The organism is Halobiforma lacisalsi AJ5 (assembly GCF_000226975.2).
In the GTDB taxonomy this organism is placed as follows: Archaea; Halobacteriota; Halobacteria; order Halobacteriales; family Natrialbaceae; genus Natronobacterium; species Natronobacterium lacisalsi.
In genome coordinates this window covers 738194-757128 of record NZ_CP019285.1, presented here as the reverse complement: position 1 = coordinate 757128, position 18935 = coordinate 738194, and the positions used below count along the sequence as shown (strand labels likewise).

General features: G+C 65.5%; 16 protein-coding genes and 1 pseudogene. 10 read left to right on the top strand and 7 right to left on the bottom strand.

Going from position 1 to position 18935, the window contains the following annotated elements:
- Positions 1-43 precede the first annotated feature (43 nt).
- On the top strand, positions 44-1474 hold the full coding sequence (locus CHINAEXTREME_RS03540) for a dihydroorotase (protein WP_007141090.1): 1431 nt from the start codon (positions 44-46) through the stop codon (positions 1472-1474).
- 37 nt (positions 1475-1511) lie between these two features.
- Positions 1512-2144 carry a nucleotidyltransferase family protein gene (locus CHINAEXTREME_RS03535; protein WP_007141089.1) on the top strand — a complete coding sequence of 211 codons (633 nt, stop codon included), beginning with the start codon at positions 1512-1514 and terminating at the stop codon, positions 2142-2144.
- Here CHINAEXTREME_RS03535 and CHINAEXTREME_RS03530 read toward each other — a convergent pair.
- The gene (locus tag CHINAEXTREME_RS03530; RefSeq protein WP_007141088.1) at positions 2093-3268 is read right to left on the bottom strand and encodes an XdhC family protein; all 1176 of its coding nucleotides are present in this window, start codon (positions 3266-3268) and stop codon (positions 2093-2095) included. The genes CHINAEXTREME_RS03535 and CHINAEXTREME_RS03530 overlap by 52 nt on opposite strands.
- A gap of 267 nt (positions 3269-3535) precedes the next feature.
- On the opposite strand from CHINAEXTREME_RS03530, the gene CHINAEXTREME_RS03525 reads away from it, so the two are divergent.
- The 3 genes from CHINAEXTREME_RS03525 to CHINAEXTREME_RS03515 all read left to right on the top strand — a co-directional run bounded on the left by CHINAEXTREME_RS03525 (position 3536) and on the right by CHINAEXTREME_RS03515 (position 7641).
- Complete coding sequence (locus CHINAEXTREME_RS03525; RefSeq protein ID WP_007141087.1) at positions 3536-4300, top strand: IclR family transcriptional regulator; 765 nt, start codon at positions 3536-3538, stop codon at positions 4298-4300.
- A gap of 510 nt (positions 4301-4810) precedes the next feature.
- The gene (uvrB, locus tag CHINAEXTREME_RS03520; RefSeq protein WP_007141086.1) at positions 4811-6868 is read left to right on the top strand and encodes an excinuclease ABC subunit UvrB; all 2058 of its coding nucleotides are present in this window, start codon (positions 4811-4813) and stop codon (positions 6866-6868) included.
- A 110-nt stretch (positions 6869-6978) separates the two neighbouring features.
- Positions 6979-7641, top strand: a complete 663-nt coding sequence (locus tag CHINAEXTREME_RS03515) for a helix-turn-helix domain-containing protein (protein ID WP_007141085.1) — start codon at positions 6979-6981, stop codon at positions 7639-7641.
- A 354-nt stretch (positions 7642-7995) separates the two neighbouring features.
- Here the strand turns inward: CHINAEXTREME_RS03515 and CHINAEXTREME_RS03510 are convergent, their stop codons facing one another.
- The 4 genes from CHINAEXTREME_RS03510 to CHINAEXTREME_RS03495 all read right to left on the bottom strand — a co-directional run bounded on the left by CHINAEXTREME_RS03510 (position 7996) and on the right by CHINAEXTREME_RS03495 (position 12248).
- Entirely contained in the window at positions 7996-9219 is a 1224-nt protein-coding gene (locus CHINAEXTREME_RS03510) for a putative manganese transporter (protein ID WP_007141083.1), read from the bottom strand.
- Positions 9220-9498: 279 nt separating this feature from the next.
- Complete coding sequence (locus tag CHINAEXTREME_RS03505; RefSeq protein WP_007141082.1) at positions 9499-9981, bottom strand: GNAT family N-acetyltransferase; 483 nt, start codon at positions 9979-9981, stop codon at positions 9499-9501.
- Positions 9982-10096: 115 nt separating this feature from the next.
- Positions 10097-10396: an SUI1 family translation initiation factor gene (locus CHINAEXTREME_RS03500; RefSeq protein WP_007141081.1), complete on the bottom strand. Its 300-nt coding sequence runs from the start codon at positions 10394-10396 to the stop codon at positions 10097-10099.
- 79 nt (positions 10397-10475) lie between these two features.
- Positions 10476-12248: an excinuclease ABC subunit C gene (locus CHINAEXTREME_RS03495; protein WP_007141080.1), complete on the bottom strand. Its 1773-nt coding sequence runs from the start codon at positions 12246-12248 to the stop codon at positions 10476-10478.
- Between the two features lie 116 nt (positions 12249-12364).
- Here CHINAEXTREME_RS03495 and CHINAEXTREME_RS03490 point away from each other — a divergent pair, with 116 nt between their 5' ends.
- The 3 genes and pseudogenes from CHINAEXTREME_RS03490 (at position 12365) to CHINAEXTREME_RS03480 (ending at position 14608) form a co-directional block, all read left to right on the top strand.
- Positions 12365-12637 carry a hypothetical protein gene (locus CHINAEXTREME_RS03490; RefSeq protein WP_007141079.1) on the top strand — a complete coding sequence of 91 codons (273 nt, stop codon included), beginning with the start codon at positions 12365-12367 and terminating at the stop codon, positions 12635-12637.
- A gap of 111 nt (positions 12638-12748) precedes the next feature.
- Positions 12749-13646, top strand: a pseudogene (locus CHINAEXTREME_RS03485) (ABC transporter ATP-binding protein).
- Entirely contained in the window at positions 13643-14608 is a 966-nt protein-coding gene (locus CHINAEXTREME_RS03480; protein ID WP_007141077.1) for an ABC transporter permease, read from the top strand. Before CHINAEXTREME_RS03485 ends, CHINAEXTREME_RS03480 begins: the two are co-directional and overlap by 4 nt.
- Before the next feature lie 78 nt (positions 14609-14686).
- Here CHINAEXTREME_RS03480 and CHINAEXTREME_RS03475 read toward each other — a convergent pair whose 3' ends face one another.
- Positions 14687-15952 carry a saccharopine dehydrogenase family protein gene (locus CHINAEXTREME_RS03475; RefSeq protein ID WP_007141076.1) on the bottom strand — a complete coding sequence of 422 codons (1266 nt, stop codon included), beginning with the start codon at positions 15950-15952 and terminating at the stop codon, positions 14687-14689.
- A 63-nt stretch (positions 15953-16015) separates the two neighbouring features.
- A complete protein-coding gene (locus tag CHINAEXTREME_RS03470; protein WP_007141075.1) occupies positions 16016-16753 on the bottom strand; it encodes a hypothetical protein in 738 nt (245 codons plus the stop codon).
- Positions 16754-16953: 200 nt separating this feature from the next.
- On the opposite strand from CHINAEXTREME_RS03470, the gene CHINAEXTREME_RS03465 reads away from it, so the two are divergent.
- Positions 16954-17364 (top strand): hypothetical protein, encoded by a 411-nt coding sequence (locus CHINAEXTREME_RS03465; RefSeq protein ID WP_007141074.1) that lies wholly within the window; start codon positions 16954-16956, stop codon positions 17362-17364.
- 72 nt (positions 17365-17436) lie between these two features.
- Positions 17437-18861: a carotenoid oxygenase family protein gene (locus CHINAEXTREME_RS03460; protein ID WP_007141073.1), complete on the top strand. Its 1425-nt coding sequence runs from the start codon at positions 17437-17439 to the stop codon at positions 18859-18861.
- The last annotated feature ends 74 nt before the right edge of the window (positions 18862-18935 follow it).

The following is an 18935-nucleotide window of genomic DNA, read 5'->3' as shown; positions in this document are numbered from 1 at the left end:
GGCCACGGGATACACTCAAGTAGGATGAGGTGAGTTATCACGTATGGTCGAACAGACTGCAGACCTGCGTGTGACGAATGCGCGAGTCGTCACGCCGAACGGCACCATCAACGGCGGCGTAGCAGCGACCGACGGCACCATCGTCGGCGTCGGAACCGAGTCGAACCTCCCCGAAGCGGACCGGGAGATCGACGCCGACGGCAACTACCTGATCCCGGGCTTCATCGATCCCCACGTCCACTGGGGACTCTCGCGGTACGAGTACGAGTACCACGAGGGTCTCGAGCACGACTTCGAGACCGAGACGCGGGGGGCGGTCCACGGCGGCGTCACGACCGTCGTCAACTTCCTCCTGCAGAAGGAGCCGTACCTGCCGGACATGGACTTCTTCAAGCGCGCGGGCGAGGAGAACTCCTACATCGACTTCGCCTACCACGCGATCGTCCACCAGGACCACCACGTCGAGGAGATCGAGGGGCTGGCCGAGGAGGGGATCCGCTCGTACAAGGTCTTCTTCAACTGGTACAAGAACGCCTCCCCGGAACTGGGCATCGACCACTCCAACGCGGGCGGCGTCTACAAGGTCCTCGACAAGGTCTCGGACATCCCGAACGGCGTCGTGATGTTCCACGCCGAGAACGAGGACCTCGCGACCGAGCGCCGGAAGGAACTCAAGGAGGAGGGCCGCAACGACCTGAAAGCCTGGAGCGAGTCGGCACCGAACATCTGCGAGGCGATGCAGATCGAACAGATCGGCCGCCTCACCGAGTACACCGACTCGAGGGCCTACATCGTCCACATGAGTACGGCCGAGGGGGTCGACATCTGCAAGCGGTTCCAGGAGCAGGGCGTCAACCTCCACGCTGAGACGCTGCCGGCCTTCCTCTCCCATACCTACGAGCAGGAGGACCTCGGCGTCTGGGGCAAGATCTCGCCGCCACTGCGGGGCGAGGAGAGCAAAAAGCGCCTCTGGGAGGGGCTGCGTAACGGCGTCGTCGACTACGTCGGCACCGACCACTGCCCACACAAGATCGAGTTCAAGGAGAAGGAGGAGGGGAAACACGGCGACATCTGGGACGCGATCCCCGGCGACAACAACGGCATCGAGTACTTCCTCCCCGTGATGATGAGCGAGGGGGTCAACAAGAACCGCATCAGCATGGAGCGACTCGTCGAGGTCTGTTCGACCAACAACGCCAAGCGCTGGGGACTGTACCCGCGCAAGGGCGCGATCGCGGAGGGGTCGGACGCCGACATGGTCATCGTCGACCTCGACAAGAGCGCGGTCGTCGACGACGACTTCTATCACACGATGGAGCCTCGCTACTCGACGTTCCACGGCGAGGAACTGACCGGGCTGCCGACCCACACGATCGTCGGCGGCGAGGTCGTCGTCGAGGACGGCGAACTCCGGACCGACCCGGGCGGCAGGAACTACCTCCCGCGCGGTCCCGAAGGCGTCGAACTCGAGTGAGAGTGAGCCTGAGCGTAAGAGTGAGCGTGAACGTTCGATGACGGTAATCGGCGTCGTGCTGGCTGCGGGCCGGGGCACACGGTTCGCGGACGGCAACAAACTGCTCGCGACGGTCGGGACGGACGGCGAGCCGATCGTCTCCCGTGCGGCCCGTACGTTCGACGTCGCGGCTGTCGACCGCGTCATCGCGGTGCTGGGTCACGACGCCGATACGATCGAAGGGGCCGTCGCGGACCGGGTCGACGCGACGGTTCACAACCCCGACCACGAGCGCGGACAGAGCACGTCCGTCCGCGCGGGCGCTCGAGCGGCCCGCGAACACGGTGCCGAGGCGGCCGTGTTCCTGCCGGGCGACATGCCGCTGATCGATCCCGGAACGGTAACGCGACTCGTCGACGAGTACCGGTCGACCGACGCTCCGGTCGTCGTGCCGGTCTTCGACGGCCGGCGCGGGAATCCAGTGTTGTTCGACTCGTCGCTGTTCGACGCGCTGACCGAGATTTCGGGCGATACGGGCGGCCGGGCGCTGTTCGATTCGGTCGACGTCCGCCGCGTCGCCGTAACGGACCCCGGAATTCACCGCGACGTCGATACCGTCGCGGACCTCGAACGAATGCGTCAGTCCGACGGCGGCGACGGTTCCGACGGCTCGGACGGCGACCGCTCGTGAATCGGCCCCGCACGGTCGCGGAGCCGTCCTCCCTCTCGATCGTTACTCACCGCGAGTACCTCCGAGACGATACTGAGCGCGATCTCCACGGGTTCGCCCCCGCCCAGGTCCAGCCCGACGGGCGAGGCGATCCGGTCCCGGTCCTCGTCCGTCAGCGTCACGCTTTCTTCCTGCAGGTCGTCCCGTAGCCGCTCGAACCGCTCGCGCGGCCCCATCAGCCCGATGAACGGCGCCGGCGTCGACAGGAGCGCCTCGAGTGCGAGTCGGTCGTCGAGAAGGTTGTGGGACATGACGACGACGAACGTGCGGTCGTCGACCAGGTCCCCGAGGTCGCTCGGGTGGGTCGCCACGACCCGATCCGCTCGCGGGAACGACGATTCGTCGGCCTGTGCCCCGCGGGCCGTCGCCACCGTCACCTCGAGGCCGACCTCACGGGCCAGCCGCGTCACCGGCCGGACGTCCGGCTGGCCGCCGAAGACGAGCAGGCGTTTTACGGGCTCGATCCCGTCGACGAAGAGGTCGACGTCCCCGCCGTCGGTCGCGACGGTCCGGCGCTCCCAGCGGCCGTCGGCTGCTCGCTCGCGGGCGTCCGCGAGAACCGCCTCGAGGACGTTCTCGGGGACGGCCGGCCGGTCGTCGGGGTCGATCGGCTCGCCCTCGGCGGGAACGGTCGTTCGTGCGCCGACCGGGAGCGAGTCGGTGCCGTCGACCACGGTTACCGTCGCCCGTCGTTCGCCGGCTCCGAACGCCTCGACGGGGTCGCTCCAGGAGTCGTCTACGGGTTCGACGAGGACGTCGACGACCCCTTCACAGCCCAGCCCCAGCCCCCACCCGTCATCGTCGTCGGTCAGGTCGAACGTGACGACGGTCGGAGAGCCGTCCGCCAGGACCTCTCCTGCGACCTCTCGGAGTGGACCCTCGAGACAGCCGGCGGTGATGCCGCCGTAGGTCGATCCGTCGCTCCCGAGGAGCATCTTCGCGCCGGGCCGCCGGTAGGCGGAGCCGTCGACGCCAACTACCGTGGCCACCGCACGCTCCCCGTCGCCCTCGAGGGACCGCTCGAGGCGTTCGAACAGCTCGAGCCGGGGAACGCCCCACGGATCCGTCGGTTCGCTGTCGATCATATGCAGTGTGTTACCCTCATTCAGTATATTCGTTGTCCCTCGGCGGCTGTTCCACCATGTGGGATCGTTCGATTCGACTGGGGATGTTCGATCGTCCACTTTTCCACGTGTTTTGCGCCGCTTATCCTTCGAGCCCTTCGTCTGGCAACGTGTGACGATCGGTATTTCGGAAGCGACGATGTGTGCCGCTCGGTCTAGTGGTACCAGTTGTCATAATCCGTTCTGTAATGATGAACGCTTATATTGGTCGATCGTTATTGATGTAGTATGGCAACACCCGGCTCCGACGGAATACAGGCTGTCGATCGGGCGTTCGACATCGTGGAATCACTGAACGACCTCGACGGGGCGGGCGTCTCGGAACTGGCCGACCACGTGGATCTCCCGAAGAGTACCGTTCACAATCACCTGAAGACGCTCGAGCGCGGCGAGTACGTCGTCCGGGACGGCGACGAGTACCGGACGAGCCTGAAGTTCCTTCAACTCAGCGAGACGGCCCGGACCCAGCAGGAACTCTACCGGGTCGCCCGTTCGGAGGTCGACCAGTTGGCCGAGAAGACGGGCGAAATCTCGGCCCTGATGACGGAGGAGCACGGTCGCGGCGTCTTCCTCTACCGCAGCCGCGGGTCCGAAGCCGCCCGCATCGACACCTGCGTCGGGGACCGGGTCCCGATCCACTGTACGGCACTCGGCAAGGCGATCCTGGCCTTCCTGCCGGAGGAGCGCCGAACCGAGATCATCGACCGTCACGGGCTGTCGGCGGTCAGCCCGAACACCATCACGGATCGCGAGGTCCTGGCCGAAGAACTCGAGTCGGTCCGGGAGGAACGCATCGCCTACGACGACGAGGAGCGGCTGAACGGGCTCCGAAGCGTCGCAGCGCCGATCCTCGACGGCTCGGGGTCGGTAATCGGCTCGATCAGCGTGGCCGGGCCGACCCACCGCATGCGGGGCGACCGCTTCGAGACGGCGGTGCCCGAGACGGTGCTCGGAATCGCGAACGTGATCGAACTCAACCTCGAGCACTCCTGATCCGTTCGACGATACTGAACGACCTTGGTCGGGGGGCGACGACAGTTGGGGGTCAGCAGTCGTTTACGTCTGTACTGCTGTAAACGATACTGGGTTGGCGGGGGTTCCTCGAGTCGATTACTGTCGGTTGGCGAATCGGTCAGGTGGGGAGTTCGCGTTCTGCGCGATGAATCGAGGATCGGCTGTCGACGAAGTTAGCAAAATTACTAGATACATATTAGAAATACATAACTAATCGAGGGTGGAGTCATCCTGGTCGGTTCTACTATGGGTTTTGAACGGTTCTCAAGGCATCTAAGGTCGTTTTCCTCCAGAAACACGATTCGTGGTCTCGTGCCCAAAGTCGACGATATCGACGTTGTTGCCGGCTATCTATGGACCGGGCCAGGAGTTCGATAATGTATAGAATTTGTCTATTTAGGTAGACTATCAACTTCCTTTTTGGTCCAGCCGTTCGGAAGTTCCTCAAGCGTGCGGGTCAAGTGCGTTCGTTCCGTACGGAGGACAACCGTGACCGATACGCGAGGCCCCCTTCAGCCGGACCGACCCGACGTCGATCGTCCGTTCGAGGTCGACGCGCCGTTCGATCCCGCGGGCGACCAGCCCGAGGCGATCGAACAACTGGCCGACGGCTTCCGGCAGGGGATGGACAAACAGACCCTGCTGGGCGTCACCGGCTCCGGGAAGACCAACACCGTCTCGTGGCTGATCGAGGAGATCCAGAAACCGACGCTGGTGATCGCCCACAACAAGACGCTCGCGGCGCAGTTGTACGAGGAGTTCCGGAACCTCTTTCCCGAGAACGCCGTCGAGTACTTCGTCTCCTACTACGACTACTACCAGCCCGAGGCCTACGTCGAGCAGACCGACACCTACATCGACAAGGACGCCTCGATCAACGACGAGATCGACCGGCTGCGCCACTCGGCCACCCGGTCCCTGCTCACCCGCGAGGACGTCATCGTCGTCGCCTCCGTCTCCGCCATCTACGGGCTGGGTGACCCGCGGAACTACGTCGACATGTCGATGCGCCTCGAGGTCGGCGAGGAGGTCGGACGCGACGAACTGCTGGCGCGGCTCGTCGATCTGAACTACGAGCGCAACGACGTCGACTTCACCCAGGGGACCTTCCGCGTGCGGGGCGACACGATCGAGATCTACCCGATGTACGGCCGCTATGCGGTTCGTGTGGAGCTGTGGGGCGACGAGATCGATCGCATGGTCAAGGTCGACCCCCTCGAGGGGAAGACGCAGGGCGACCAGCAGGCGGTTCTGATCCACCCGGCGGAACACTACTCGATCCCCGAGACGAAACTCGAGCGGGCGATGGAGGAGATCCGGGAGGATCTGGACGAGCGCATCTCCTACTTCGAACGCCAGGGCGACATGATCGCCGCCCAGCGCATCGATGAACGGACGACGTTCGACCTCGAGATGATGCAGGAGACCGGCTACTGTTCCGGGATCGAGAACTACTCGGTCTACCTCTCGGATCGGGAGTCGGGCGAGGCGCCCTACACCCTGCTGGACTACTTCCCCGAGGACTTCCTGACGGTCGTCGACGAGTCCCACCAGACGCTCCCGCAGATTCGCGGCCAGTACGAGGGCGACAAGTCCCGAAAGGACTCGCTGGTCGAGAACGGGTTCCGGCTGCCGACCAGCTACGACAACCGCCCGCTCACGTTCGACGAGTTCGAGGAAAAGACGAACAAGACGCTGTACGTCTCGGCGACGCCGGGCGACTACGAGCGCGATCACAGCGATCAGATCGTCGAACAGATCGTTCGGCCTACGCATCTGGTCGACCCCGAGGTCGAGGTCTCGCCGGCCAGCGGCCAGATCGACGACCTGATGGACCGCATCGACGAGCGCATCGAACGCGACGAACGGACGCTGGTCACCACGCTCACCAAGCGGATGGCCGAGGACCTCACCGAGTACTTGGAGGAGGCCGGCGTCGACGTCGAGTACATGCACGACGAGACCGACACCCTCGAGCGCCACGAGATCATCCGCTCCCTTCGGTTGGGGGAGATCGACGTGCTCGTCGGGATCAACCTCCTGCGGGAGGGACTGGACATCCCCGAGGTCTCGCTCGTGGGCATCCTGGACGCCGACCAGGAGGGGTTCCTGCGCTCGGAGACGACGCTGATCCAGACGATGGGGCGGGCAGCGCGCAACGTCAACGGGAAGGTCGTCCTCTACGCCGACGATCCCTCGAATGCGATGGAGTCGGCCATCGAGGAGACCCGCCGTCGTCGCCGCATCCAGCGGGAGTACAACGAGGAACACGGCTTCGAACCCACGACGATCGAGAAGGAGGTCAGCGAGGCGAACCTGCCCGGCAGCAAGACCGACACGACCGAGGTCTCGGGCCGGTCGCTCGAGGACGCCGAGGAGGCCGCCCGCTACATCGACGAACTCGAGGAGCGGATGCAGGAGGCGGCGAGCAACCTCGAGTTCGAGTTGGCGGCCGACATCCGGGATCGCATCCGTGAGGTCCGCGAGGAGTTCGACCTCGAAGGCGAGGAAGACGAGGGGATCGCGCCGCCGACCGAGGAGTTCTAGCCGGTCGCGGTACGGTCCGCCTCGAGAGCGGATCGACTGTGAACCTCGCTGCACGTCCGGAAGCCGAGCTGTGCCCGCGGACTTTTGCCCGCAGCAGTCGTATCGGTTCCATGAGTATCGTCGCGGAGTTTTCGGTCAAATCGGACGATTTTGCGCTGAATCACGCGCTCACGGAAGCGCCCCACATGGTCGTCGAGATCGAGCAGGTAGTGGCGACGATGGAGGACGAGGTGATGCCGTACTTCTGGGTGAGCGGCGGCGATCACGCGGAGTTCGAGGCGGCGTTCGAACAGGACGACTCGGTGACGAACATCGCTGCTATCGATGCAGTGGACGAGGCCAGGTTGTACCGCGCCGAGTGGACGCGAAACGTCGAAACGATCGTCTACGCCTACGTCGAACTCGGGGCAACGATCCTCCAGGCGGTCGGCAGGGACCGGAACTGGGAACTGCGGATGCGGTTCGACGATCGGGAGGCCCTCTCTCGGTTTCAGGCGTACTGCGAGGAACACGGCATCTCGTTCGACCTCAACCGGATTCAGGAGCAAGAACAGCCCATGGCGAGCGCACAGTACGATCTCACGACGAAACAACGCGAGACGCTCGTCACCGCGCTCGAGGAGGGCTACTACGAGGTCCCACAGGGGATCTCGATGAGCGAACTGGCGGATCGGCTCGGGATTTCCCAACAGGCCCTTTCGAAGCGGTTTCACGCCGCACACGAGAACCTCATCACGAGTACGCTGACGTTCTCGGATCCCGACGACGAGTAGTTCGCCGTCTCCCGAGTGTCCGCACCGTCGCCCTCGAAGTGGTCAATACAACCCCTCATCACTTCCACAAGGTGGTTCTGTATATTCGTATGACGAGGAGCCAACAGCCGAGTAGATCCGACACCGCGACTGACGAGCGTCCGAAAGTGGCCGGGCGGTGTCGCGAGTGCGGTGCCGTCTATTCGGCGTGGATACTCGCCGACGGCACCGTGGAACCGATCGGGAAGAAAGGCGGCTGTCGGTGCGGTGCCTCGAACTTCGAGACGCTGTCACAGTAGTCCCGTTCGGGTCGTATTCACACTGTCTCGGTACGGAACGACGGGCCCGTTTCGGTACTCGATCGTCATACGGGTATCACAGCACCCCGAACCCGAACTCCGCCATCCCGAAGACGGGCCCCCACAGCAGGTTGAGCGCGACCCCGACGACGACGGCCGGCAGGAAGTTGTAGATAGTCGCTACCACCGCTGCCTTCGCGTCGACGGCCAGCAGCGGGAACAGGGCGTCGCCGTCCTGGGCGATAGCGTTGGCCGTGAGCGCGGAGAAGGGGAGTCCGCCGTCGGCGTAGACGCTGGCCAGCAGGATCTGTGGCCCACAGCCGGGAATCAGCCCCACGGCCGCGCCGCCGATCGGGGCCAGCACGCCCGCCGCCGCCGCGAGGGTCGCGACGTTCGCACCCGAAACCAGGACGAAGTACTCGTAGACGAGGAAAGCCACGAGCACCCAGACGGTGACGAAACTGGTCTCCATCGCGGCGTGGGTCAGCGTATCGTAGACCGACGAGAAGGAGTCCCTGGCCCGCGCGACCTCGCCCTCGCCGACGTAGTGGCGGCCGACCAGGTAGAGGTACAGCGATAGCAGCGCGCCGACGATGCCGACGACCGTGAACAGCCCGGCGAAGTCCGCCCCCGCAGTGATCGGCACCTCGGGACCGCCCCACAGCAGGTACAGCGTGCCGAGAACCAGCCCGGCGACGGCAGCCAGCCACCACAGGACGTGCGCGAGGTGCGAGAGGGGCGTAAGTACTCGAGAGTGACGGTCGGGGCCGGTCTCGTGGGCGTGAGTCGGTGCGGGCCCGGCGTAGTCGTGGGCGGGATTCGGCCGGACGCCGCCGTCGACCACGGTCCCGCCGTCCGGGGTAGCGGGGGAGAGTTTCGCGACCGCGGCGTCGACACGCGAGACGCCGAGGCCGACCGAGTCGACCAGGTAGCCGGTGACGACCGAGGCCGCGAACGCGATGGCGTAGGCGTACACCGCCGCCTCGGGTGCGAGCGCGAGGATGACGAACGCGGAGTCGCCCGCGGTCGCCCCCAGCGTCGCGACGACGGTCCCGAAACTGACGCTCCCGCGGACGTACAGCGGCATGACGACGATCGCGCCGCCACAGCCCGGAGTCAGCCCCAGCAGCCCCCCGAACGGGACCTGCAATTTCTCGTTCTCCTCGAGCGCGGCGAGCACGGCCCCGTTCGTCCGATACTGGATCAGTCCGAACGCGAGCACCGTCACGGCGACGAACGCGCTCACCTGGACGTAGCCGTCCCGGAGGGACTCGAGGAGGATCGCGAGCACGTCGTTCATCGCGTCCCACCGGCCGTCCCGTCCGCGGCGCAAAGATTAGACATCTCTAAAGATGTGTTTAGCAGTATAGGGTAAATGTGTTCCGGTGAAATTCGCTCAGCTAGTATCCGCTGTGAAAGCTGTCGCACGAAGGAGATTTCGACCAGTCTAATCCGACTCCCCCTGGACCGTCCGAACCACGACCGGTCTCCGCGTTCGGGGACCCCGACTCGAGGCAGTCGCCGGCCGGAGGTTCGACTCGAGGCGGTCTCGATTCCCCTTCGAAGTGCGCCGCCCGGACTACAATTCGAGCGTGTAGACCACTTCCTTCCGCTCCTCGCCGCCGATCTCGACTTCGCCCTCGCCCGTTTGTTCGAAGCCCAGTCGCTCGTAGAATGCGCGTCCGCCGTCGTTCGAGGCGAAGTCGATCGCCCGCATGCGTTTCATGTTGAAGTCCTCGAGGTCGTCCCGGAGCCGTTCGTGTAACGTGGTGCCGACCCCCTCGCGCTGGTGGTCGGGGTGGACGTACATCCGGAGGACGTCGCCCTCGTCGCCCTGGACGACGCCGTGGGTGAACCCCACGACCTCGTCGTCGACCTCGGCGACGAGCAGCGCTGTCCCCGCCTCCGAGAGGGCGCGCTCGAGTTCCGCCTCGCCGTACCAGTCGTCGATCGTCTCGTCGATGGTGTCGGCGTCGAGTTCGTCGTAGGTGTCGTGCCAGGTGTCGCGGGCGACCTCCCGGATCGCTTCGCGGTCGGCGGCGGTAGCCGGTCGGATCTCCATACAACGACGTACGGTAGCGATCACCAAAGTTGTACGCGCAACTCGAGTTGGACCGATCCAAGTGGAGTTTACAGCCGGTCGAGACGAACGCCCAGGGGCCTGACCCCGAAGCGATTCACGTTCCTACGTCGAACCCGTGCTCGCGGAGCAGGTCCGGCACGCGGTCGCGGTGGTCGCCCTGCAGTTCGATGTGGTCTTCGCCGACGGTGCCGCCGGTGCCGAGCGACGACTTGAGGTCCGAGGCGATCGATTTGAGATCCGATTTCGGAAGGTCGAACCCCTCGACGATCGTCACTGGCTTGTCGTAGCGGCGACTCTCGGTGCGGATCGAGAGCAGTTGCTGGGACGCGTCGAGGTCCCCCTGACTGTCGAGTTCCTCGAGCATGTCCTCGAGTTCGTCGTCCTCGTTTGCCATCGTTTCACGTAGGTGATGGTCGGAGATAGCCCTGTCCCTGCTCTCGCAACGCCCGAGAAAATCCGTGGGTACCGCCCGATCAGAGCCGGGACTTGATCGTCTCCGCGGTCTTCTTGCCGACGCCGGGGACGCTCCGGAGGTCCTCGAGGCTCGCTTCCCGGACGTTCTCGACGCTGCCGAACCGGCCGAGCAGCCGTTTCCGGGTCTCGGGGCCGACGCCGGGTACGTCGTCGAGCACCGTCGTCACGTCGTCGCGGATCGTCTGGTGGTACTGCACAGCGAAGCGGTGGGCCTCGTCGCGCACCCGCTGGAGGAGATGCAGGTGTGGCGCGTCGTCCGGCCAGGAAAACTCGCGGTACGGGGTGACGACGCGCTCCTCGGCCTTCGCCAGGGCGACCGCGGGGACGTCCCACCCGACTTCGGCGAGCGCGTCGCGGGCCGCCTCGAGTTGCCCCTCGCCGCCGTCGATCAACAGCAGGTCGGGGTCCGGCCGGTCGTCCCGTCCCTCGACGGCCCGTCGGGCGCGCCACTCGAGTAACGTCTTCATGTTCGCGTAGTCGTCGTTCTCGTCTTCGAGTTTCTTCCGCCGGTAGTCGGCCTTCTCGGCGCTGCCGTCGACGAAGGTGACGTCGCTGCCGACCGCCGACTTCCCCTGGGCGTGGCTCACGTCGAACCCCTCGATGCGCTCGACGCGCCGGGTCTCGAGGTCCAGCGCGTCGGCGAGCATCGCACATTCGTCGCGGCCGCCGACGTTGCGCCGGGCGTTCTTCAGCGCGAGGTCGACCAGTTTGGCCTCCCGGCCGGCACCCGGGACGCGAACCGAAACGCCCTCGGCCTCGAGCCAGGCCGTCACCTCCTCGTCGCCGTGGCGTTCGGGGAGCAGGAGGGCGTCGGGCAGGTTCCGCTCGGCGTAGTACTGGACGATGAAGGCCGCGAGGACGGCGGGGACGCCGCCGTCTTCCCCGCCCTCGCCTGCGGCGTCGCTGTCGTTGCCCCCCGGAGCCTCGAGCGTGTGTCGCTCCCGATCCACGAGTTTGCCGTCCTCGGCCCGCAAACGGGCGACCGTCGCGTCCCCGCCCTCGACGGCGACCCCCAGTACGTCGACCGCCCGTTCGTCGCCGACCGACTGGACGGCCTCGCCGCCCTCGCCGTGGAACGCCTCGACGGTCTCGAGTCGATCCCGCAGGTTGGCGGCGCGTTCGAAGTTCTGCTCCTGGGCCGCGGCCTCCATCTCCCGGCGCAGCGGGTCCGCGAGGATCCCCGTCTCGCCCTCGAGGAAGCGTTCGACCGCGGTGGCGTCCTCGCCGTAGCTCTCGAGGTCGATTTCGCGGGTGCAGGGGGCGGTACAGAGCCCCATTTCGTAGTCGAGACACGGCCGGTCGCGGTTCTCGTACTTGTGGTCGGAACACCCGCGAACGCCGTAGGTCTCCCTGAGGGCTTTCACGACGGTCTCGACCTGGGTCTTGTTGGTGTAGGGCCCGAAAACGGTCGCCGACTCGTCGGGGTCCCGCGTGATCTCGATCCGCGGGGCCGGGTGGTCCGTCAACTGGACCATCGGGTAGGACTTGTCGTCCTTGAGCCGGACGTTGTACCGGGGCTGGTGGCGCTTGATCAGGTTCGCCTCGAGCAGCAGGGCCTGGGTCTCGGTGTCGGTGACGGCGATCTCGATTTCGTCGGCCCGATCGACCATGCGCCGGATCCGCGCGCTTCGGGGGTCGGCGTACGAACGGACGCGGTCCCGAAGGTCGACCGCCTTCCCAACGTAGAGGGTCGTTCCGTCGGCCCGGAACTGGTAGACGCCCGGCTCGCGGGGCAGGGAGCCGGCGCGCTCGCGAACCGCCTCGGCGTTCATCGGCGGGCCTAGGGTGGCGGGGGGTTTCAGCCTGACTCATCACGTGGACGACGCCTGTCCCGTGCCGACGGGTGAAACGCGGTACTTTCTCGGTGCTCGACCTCCCAGGAACGGACATGACCGACTCGAGCGAGACGGTTCGGTGCTGGCTGGTCGAACGCGATTACAACGACAAGGGGCTGGTGACCCTCGCATACGCGACGAGCGACGGCGACCGCGTCTACCGCCGGGAACTCGCGGCGGGGGCCGCGACGCGATCCAGGGTGACCGCCGCGAAGGACGTCGATCCCGACCAGCTCGAACCGGTCGAGGACGAGGACACCCGCGACCGATACGCCATGGAGGTCGAACGGACTGCCGAGGGGTACGATCCCGACGACCCGATCTGACCGCTTGCTCGCGTTCGCACCCGCTCTCGTCCGTTGTTTCCGTCGCCGGAGGGCGTATATTATCCATCGAGAGTGACAAACCTTATCGGCGGACGCCGTTACCACACGGGTATGCCCGCCATTACAGTCGACGGCCTGACCAAGTCGTTCGGTGGGACGCTCGCCCTCCAGGACCTCTCGTTCGAGGTACGGGAGGGCGAGGTGTTCGGCTTCCTCGGCCCCAACGGGGCCGGCAAGTCGACGACGATCAACGTCCTCCTCGACTTCGTCCGGCCGACGACCGGCAGCGTCGCGGTTCTCGGCATGGATGCCCAGGCCCACAGCCGCGAGATCCGGTCCCGGACCGGCGTCCTCCCGGAGGGGTACCGGGTGTACGAACGGCTCACCGGCCGCCAGCACCTCGAGTTCGCGATCGACTCGAAAGGCGTCGACGACGACCCCGACCGACTGCTCGAGCGGGTCGACATCGCCGACGCGGCCGACCGGAAGGCCGGCGGCTACTCGAAAGGGATGGCCCAGCGGCTCATGCTCGCGATGGCGCTCGTGGGCGAACCGGATCTGCTGATCCTCGACGAGCCTTCTACCGGACTCGACCCCAACGGAGCCCGGGAGATGCGCGAGATCGTCCGCGCGGAGAACGACCGCGGCGCGACCGTCTTCTTCTCGAGCCACAGCATGGAACAGCATTGACCGCATCGTCGTGGTACCGGTCGATCATCTCGCGGACCTCGAGGACGGGACGACGCTTCGCGTGACGGTCGACCGGATCGACGACGACGCCCTGGACGCGGTTCGCGCGCTCGAGGACGTCTCGAACGCGGCCGTCGAATCCGGCGACCGGAACGAAGCCGAACCGACGCTCGTCGTGAGCGTCGACGGCTCGAAAACCGCTGTCCTGGGCGAACTCGAGGACCGCGGGATCGAGGTCCATGACTTCTCGACGCAGGAGGCCTCGCTCGAGGACGTCTTCCAGTCGTACACGACGGGATCGGAGGTGGAAGCTCGATGAGTACCGATTCCACGTCCGCCGGTCCAGGGTCCGCTTCCGGCGTCGGCTCCGTCAGCCCGGACAGCGTTCGAGCCATCGCGAAGAAGGACTTCCAGGATTCGATCCGTTCGTGGCTGTTCCTCTTCCTGAGCGCCTTCTTCCTCTCGATCCTCGTGCTTCCGACGGTGTTGCTGTGGTACCTCGGCGGCGACGTCCCGACCGCGGAGGCGACGACACAGGGACTTGTCGGTACCGTCCACAACGTCACCAGGCTGGTCATCCCGGTGATCGCGCTGGTGCTCGGCTGGAAGGCCATCGCCGGCGAGCGCGAGTCGGGGAGCCTCAAGGTCATGCTCTCGCTGCCCCACTCCCGGACCGACGTCCTCCTCGGGAAGTTCCTCGGCCGCTCGGCAGTGCTGTCGCTGTCGCTGTTCGTCGGGTTCTTCTTCGCCGCGTTCGTCGTCGCCCTGGCGTTCGGCGGCTTCGACCTGACCGACTACGTCGGTCTGTTCGTGGTCTCGGTCCTCTACGGGCTGGCCTACACCAGCATCGCCATCGCACTGTCGTCGCTCGCCCGGTCGACGACGGTCGCCGGCGCGCTCGCGTTCGGCGTCTTCGTCCTGTTCTACGTCGTCTGGGAGACGATGCTCGTCGCCGTCGACACGCTGGTCCAACTCGATTACCTGCCGGGCGTCGAGTACACCGTTACCGGCCCCGGCGGGGAGTCGATCGCGCTCGAGCGACCCCACGACGTGGCGTTCCTCTTCCATAGCTTCGACCCTGGGGTCGCCTACCGGAACGTCCTCTCGTTCGTTACCTCGATCGCCGAACAGAACCCCCAGGTCGTCCGATCCATGGAGAACGCCTTCGGCGGGAGTGTCCCGTTCTACCTCCAGGACTGGTTCGCCGTCGTCGTCCTCGTGTTCTGGATCGTCGTCCCGCTCGCGGTCGCGATCTACCGGTTCCGGCGAGTCGACCTGTAACCGGACACGGGTCGAGACGGTCCCGGTCGTTCGCTCCGCTCCGAACGGCCCGACGTTCGTTCGCGGGGTCGATGGTCGCTATGCCGTCCGGTCCCACTCGCCCACTTCCACGACCAACCCCGCCCGTCGAAGCCTGTCGGCGAGCGGATCGCCGATCCCCGACGCCGGCGTGAGAACGCCGCCCTCGAGCGGCGAGTCGATCTCCTCGCAGGCGAGACACATCGCGGCCTCGCCGAGCATCTTCGCGGTCGCGCCGTAGCCGGGATCCCGGTCAGCGCCGATCCGACCCTCCACGACGAACGGGCCGTCGGGTGCGGTTCCGCGGCCGAGCACGCGGACCGTGAAATATCCGCTCTCGATCTCCTCTCGGGTCGGTCCCTCGCCCGGATCGGGGAACACGAACCGACGGAGGGCTTCCCGCGTCGGCCCGAAGGCCAGCCCGGCGGTCGCGAGCCCGACTCCGGCTGTGACGGCGCTTGCACCGGCCATGCCGACGAGACCCGGTCCGATGGGCACGGACTCCCTGCACTCGAACTCGCGGCCCCAGGGATATCCGAGTAAGGCGTTGCTCCGTCTGATCACCCGCTCGTTCACGACCGCCATCGGCGACGGAGCCGTCCACTCCCCCCGTAGCGCGTCGTTCCTCGGAAGGGACTGTGTGCCGGGGTCGACGCCGTCGCGCTCGCCCGGCGGCGCCAGCGAATACGGGTTCCGAAGCGTCTGCCGGGCGACCGGATCGGTGGACGCGGCCCGGAACAGTTCGACGGCGCTCGCCATCGTTCCACCGCTTACCCCGCCGCGCCCGTCCTCGAGGTAGATCCGAACCAGCTCACAGGGGGTCCCGAACTCGTCGATGGCGAACGACTGGACGAGCTTCGTCCCGAGGTCGGCGGGGATCGAGTCGAACCCGCAACTGTGAACGATACGAGCGCCCGCATTGACCGCATCGTCGTGGTACCGGTCGATCATCTCGCGGACCCAGTTGATTTCGCCGGTGAGGTCGCAGTAGTCCGTTCCGGCGGAGATACACGCCTCGACGACCGGCGTGCCGTACTTCGTGTACGGCCCGACGGTCGTACAGACGACGCGGGTCGCTTCGGCGATGGCGTCCAGGCTCTCCCGATCCGTCGCATCGCCGACGAGGATCGGAATCTCCTCCCAGTCGGAGCGCTGGCGTACGAGCGTCGCCTCCAGTTCGCGAAGCCGCGTCTCGTCGCGACCGCCGAGCGCGAGCGAGAGGTCGTCCGGCGTGTACTGTTCGGTGAGGTGGTCGGCGACGAGACGGCCGGCGACGCCGGTTGCACCCCAGACGACGATATCGTGTGTTCGGTCAATGGTCGACACGAGTACCAGTCGCTTGGTGGGCTATCGACCTCAACTGTTCGGTGACCCCTGCAGTGTCTCGCGTTAGGTAAACCGGGGAAGGATCACCCGTCTGTAAAAGACGAGATAAGTGACCGTGACGAACAGGTACAGTCCACCGGTGAGCAGGGGGTGCCAGCCCAGCACGAAAATCAAAAACGCAGCCCAGAACCCACCTAACACGACGCCACCCAGCGAAACGACGTGTAGTCCCTCCCTGGACTGAACCTGCAGGTCGGTACCAGTCGTCAGCCGAATTCCGATCATTCCGCCCGTGAGAGACGCCCACGTGAGGACTGGGAGCCCAACTGCCGTCCAGACGGTTGATTGCAACCCCTCGGACGAGCTAACGAGTATTGCCCAACCGAACAACCCGAACGCGGCCCACGCAATGCTCCGCAACAACTCCTCACGTACGATCGAGTGGAGTCGCGGATGGTGTAGGAACTCCCGGAGCGGATTCTCCGTTCCGGCCGACTCGTCGTTCAGCGCTCGTTTTCCCTCCGGTGAGAGTGGCCACTCTGACTCCGGATAATTGATGTAATACAGTGTCGCGTCGGCAACAGTTTCCGTTGCAACGATCCCACGGTTTTCCAGTTCGTTCAGCCGGTTGCGGACGGTGACCTTCGAGACGTCCGGTTTGACCTGCTGTGCGATCTGCTGTAGTGAAAAGAACGGCCGATCGGACTGGTGCATCGTCTCGATGACGTGCCGTTCTGTGAGTTTCGTATTCACCCTCCTGTCTTCCGGCAATTCCTCGGAGATCCATGGAGGGAGTGACATCTATTCGTCACGAATCGCTGAAGGAGTATGGACGTTTCGACTGTAGAATTTCCGCTAGTGTAACGGGGTAGCCGGAGAGGTGTCTTCAGTTCCGGATTTTGCGGACGCAAAGTCGGTTTTGCGGCTACAAAACGCTACTATCCGGCCGCAAAATTCTCACCGGTGCTTTATCAGCAGAAATCCTTGCCGCACCTGCAGATATGAACCCACAACTACGACGCATCATCCGCGAGGAGTTGTTGCGAGGTATTGCATGGATCGGCCTCGGAATTGTCGGATGGCCACTCGTGATTTCGGCGGTAGCGTGGTTGGATGCCACGGCTCTGACAGTCTTCGGGCTCCCCGTGCTCACGTGGGCTACACTTACTGTTGGGATGATCGGGCTGCGACTCATCACGGGAAGTGACTTGCAAGTACGAACGAAGGCAGGCCTGGATATCGTCCTGCTGGAAGGGATTCTCGTCACTGGCTTCCTCGTCGTGTATCTGGTTGCCGTCGCAGGCTGGTCACTACTCCCCACAGTCGGGGGGTACCTCGCTATCACTGTACTGTATGTCCTCTACTACTGGCAGGTTGTACTTCCACAGATCGAGGTCCGCTTCGAGGGATGACTCCCTCACTCGTCCTGCCACGGCTGGTTCCGCTTCCCACGGATTGATCGTCGGTCCAGCCGATGGACCGGTATGTCGAACGCAACCGATCGCGCCTACGAACTCGGGTTCCGGACGGTCGAAACCGAGTACGCCGACCGACGGCTGCCGGTCGAGGGGGCCGTCCCCTCGTGGCTCTCCGGGGCCCTGATCCGGAACGGGCCGGGACGGTTCGAGTTCGGCGGGGAGCGTGCGACCCACTGGTTCGACGGCCTGGCGATGCTCCGTCGCTACGGCTTCGACGACGGCACCGTGTCGTATACGAACCGGTTTCTGCGTACCGAGGCGTACGCGGCCGCCGATTCCGGCCACGGCGCGACGGAGTTCGCGACCGGCGACGGTTCGCTTCGTCGGACGCTGCAGTGGCTCCGATCGCTCGGACCACCAGAACCGACGGACAACGCGAACGTTCACGTTGCCCAGCTCGGCGAACACTTCGTCGCGCTCACCGAGGCCCCGCGCCGGATCGCCTTCGATCCGGTCACGCTCGAGACTCGCGGCGAGTTTCGGTGGCGAGACGACGTTCCGGAGCATCTGGCGACCGCCCACCTCACGGTCGATCCGAACCGCGAGGAGACGATCGGTTACAGCACGGTGTTCGGTCTCTCCCCGACGTATCACGTCTATCGGATCCCCCACGGACGCGCCGCCCGACGGCACGTCGCTACCGTGCCGGCCTCCGGTCCCGGATACGTCCACGACTGTTCGGTTACCGAGTCACACGTCGTCATCGTGGAGACGCCGCTGCGGATCGCGGTGACGAAGGCGCTGGCCCCGTGGAACGGAAACGAGGGGTTGCTCGACCTGCTCGAGTACGACGAGACGGCTACGAGCAGGTTCCTCGTCATCGATCGGGACACCGAGACGCTCGCCGCGACGCTCGAGGCGCCGCCGTTCTTCACGTTCCACCACGTCAACGCCTACGAGGACGGCGACGAACTGGTCGTCGATCTCGTCGCGTTCGACGACGACGAGATCGTTCGGGCGCTCACGTTCGAGGCCCTTTCGGAGGGGGCCTTCGCTACGGCTCCCGACGGTCGGTTCGTCAGGTATCGGCTCCGTCCGGACGAGGACCGCGTTCGACGCTCCGAACGGTACGATGGCGGGATGGAGCTTCCGACCGTTCCGAAATCGGTTCGGGGGCGCCGGTATCGGTACGCGTACGCACAGGCGACCGACAGGGTGGGTGCGAACGGACTGGTCAAACTCGACGTCGAACGGGGCACCGCGACGGAGTGGTGGGAGCGTGGCGTCTACGTCGAGGAGCCGCGGATGGTTCGACGCCCGGACGGCTCGGCCGAGGACGACGGCGTCGTGATCGCGACGGCACTGGACACCCGGCGGGAGCGCTCGATGCTGCTCGTGTTCGACGCGGAGACGCTCGTCGAGCTGGCGCGTGCGCCGCTGCCACATGCCGTCCCGTTCGGGTTTCACGGCCGGTATTTTCCCGACGCGTGACCTTGCCGAAGGGTCGATGCGGGCGTTCGCCGCGACGATGAAAGTTAGGTAGCTGGTTCTGGTATCCGATGGCG

What these genes read in the sequence shown, in the direction of transcription:
- CHINAEXTREME_RS03540 (WP_007141090.1), top strand. Translation starts at nt 44, where the DNA reads ATGGTCGAACAGACTGCAGACCTGCGTGTGACGAATGCGCGAGTCGTC.
- CHINAEXTREME_RS03535 (WP_007141089.1), top strand. Translation starts at nt 1,512, where the DNA reads ATGACGGTAATCGGCGTCGTGCTGGCTGCGGGCCGGGGCACACGGTTC.
- CHINAEXTREME_RS03530 (WP_007141088.1), bottom strand. Translation starts at nt 3,268, where the DNA reads ATGATCGACAGCGAACCGACGGATCCGTGGGGCGTTCCCCGGCTCGAG.
- CHINAEXTREME_RS03525 (WP_007141087.1), top strand. Translation starts at nt 3,536, where the DNA reads ATGGCAACACCCGGCTCCGACGGAATACAGGCTGTCGATCGGGCGTTC.
- CHINAEXTREME_RS03515 (WP_007141085.1), top strand. Translation starts at nt 6,979, where the DNA reads ATGAGTATCGTCGCGGAGTTTTCGGTCAAATCGGACGATTTTGCGCTG.
- CHINAEXTREME_RS03510 (WP_007141083.1), bottom strand. Translation starts at nt 9,219, where the DNA reads ATGAACGACGTGCTCGCGATCCTCCTCGAGTCCCTCCGGGACGGCTAC.
- CHINAEXTREME_RS03505 (WP_007141082.1), bottom strand. Translation starts at nt 9,981, where the DNA reads ATGGAGATCCGACCGGCTACCGCCGCCGACCGCGAAGCGATCCGGGAG.
- CHINAEXTREME_RS03500 (WP_007141081.1), bottom strand. Translation starts at nt 10,396, where the DNA reads ATGGCAAACGAGGACGACGAACTCGAGGACATGCTCGAGGAACTCGAC.
- CHINAEXTREME_RS03495 (WP_007141080.1), bottom strand. Translation starts at nt 12,248, where the DNA reads ATGAACGCCGAGGCGGTTCGCGAGCGCGCCGGCTCCCTGCCCCGCGAG.
- CHINAEXTREME_RS03490 (WP_007141079.1), top strand. Translation starts at nt 12,365, where the DNA reads ATGACCGACTCGAGCGAGACGGTTCGGTGCTGGCTGGTCGAACGCGAT.
- CHINAEXTREME_RS03480 (WP_007141077.1), top strand. Translation starts at nt 13,643, where the DNA reads ATGAGTACCGATTCCACGTCCGCCGGTCCAGGGTCCGCTTCCGGCGTC.
- CHINAEXTREME_RS03470 (WP_007141075.1), bottom strand. Translation starts at nt 16,753, where the DNA reads ATGTCACTCCCTCCATGGATCTCCGAGGAATTGCCGGAAGACAGGAGG.
- CHINAEXTREME_RS03465 (WP_007141074.1), top strand. Translation starts at nt 16,954, where the DNA reads ATGAACCCACAACTACGACGCATCATCCGCGAGGAGTTGTTGCGAGGT.
- CHINAEXTREME_RS03460 (WP_007141073.1), top strand. Translation starts at nt 17,437, where the DNA reads ATGTCGAACGCAACCGATCGCGCCTACGAACTCGGGTTCCGGACGGTC.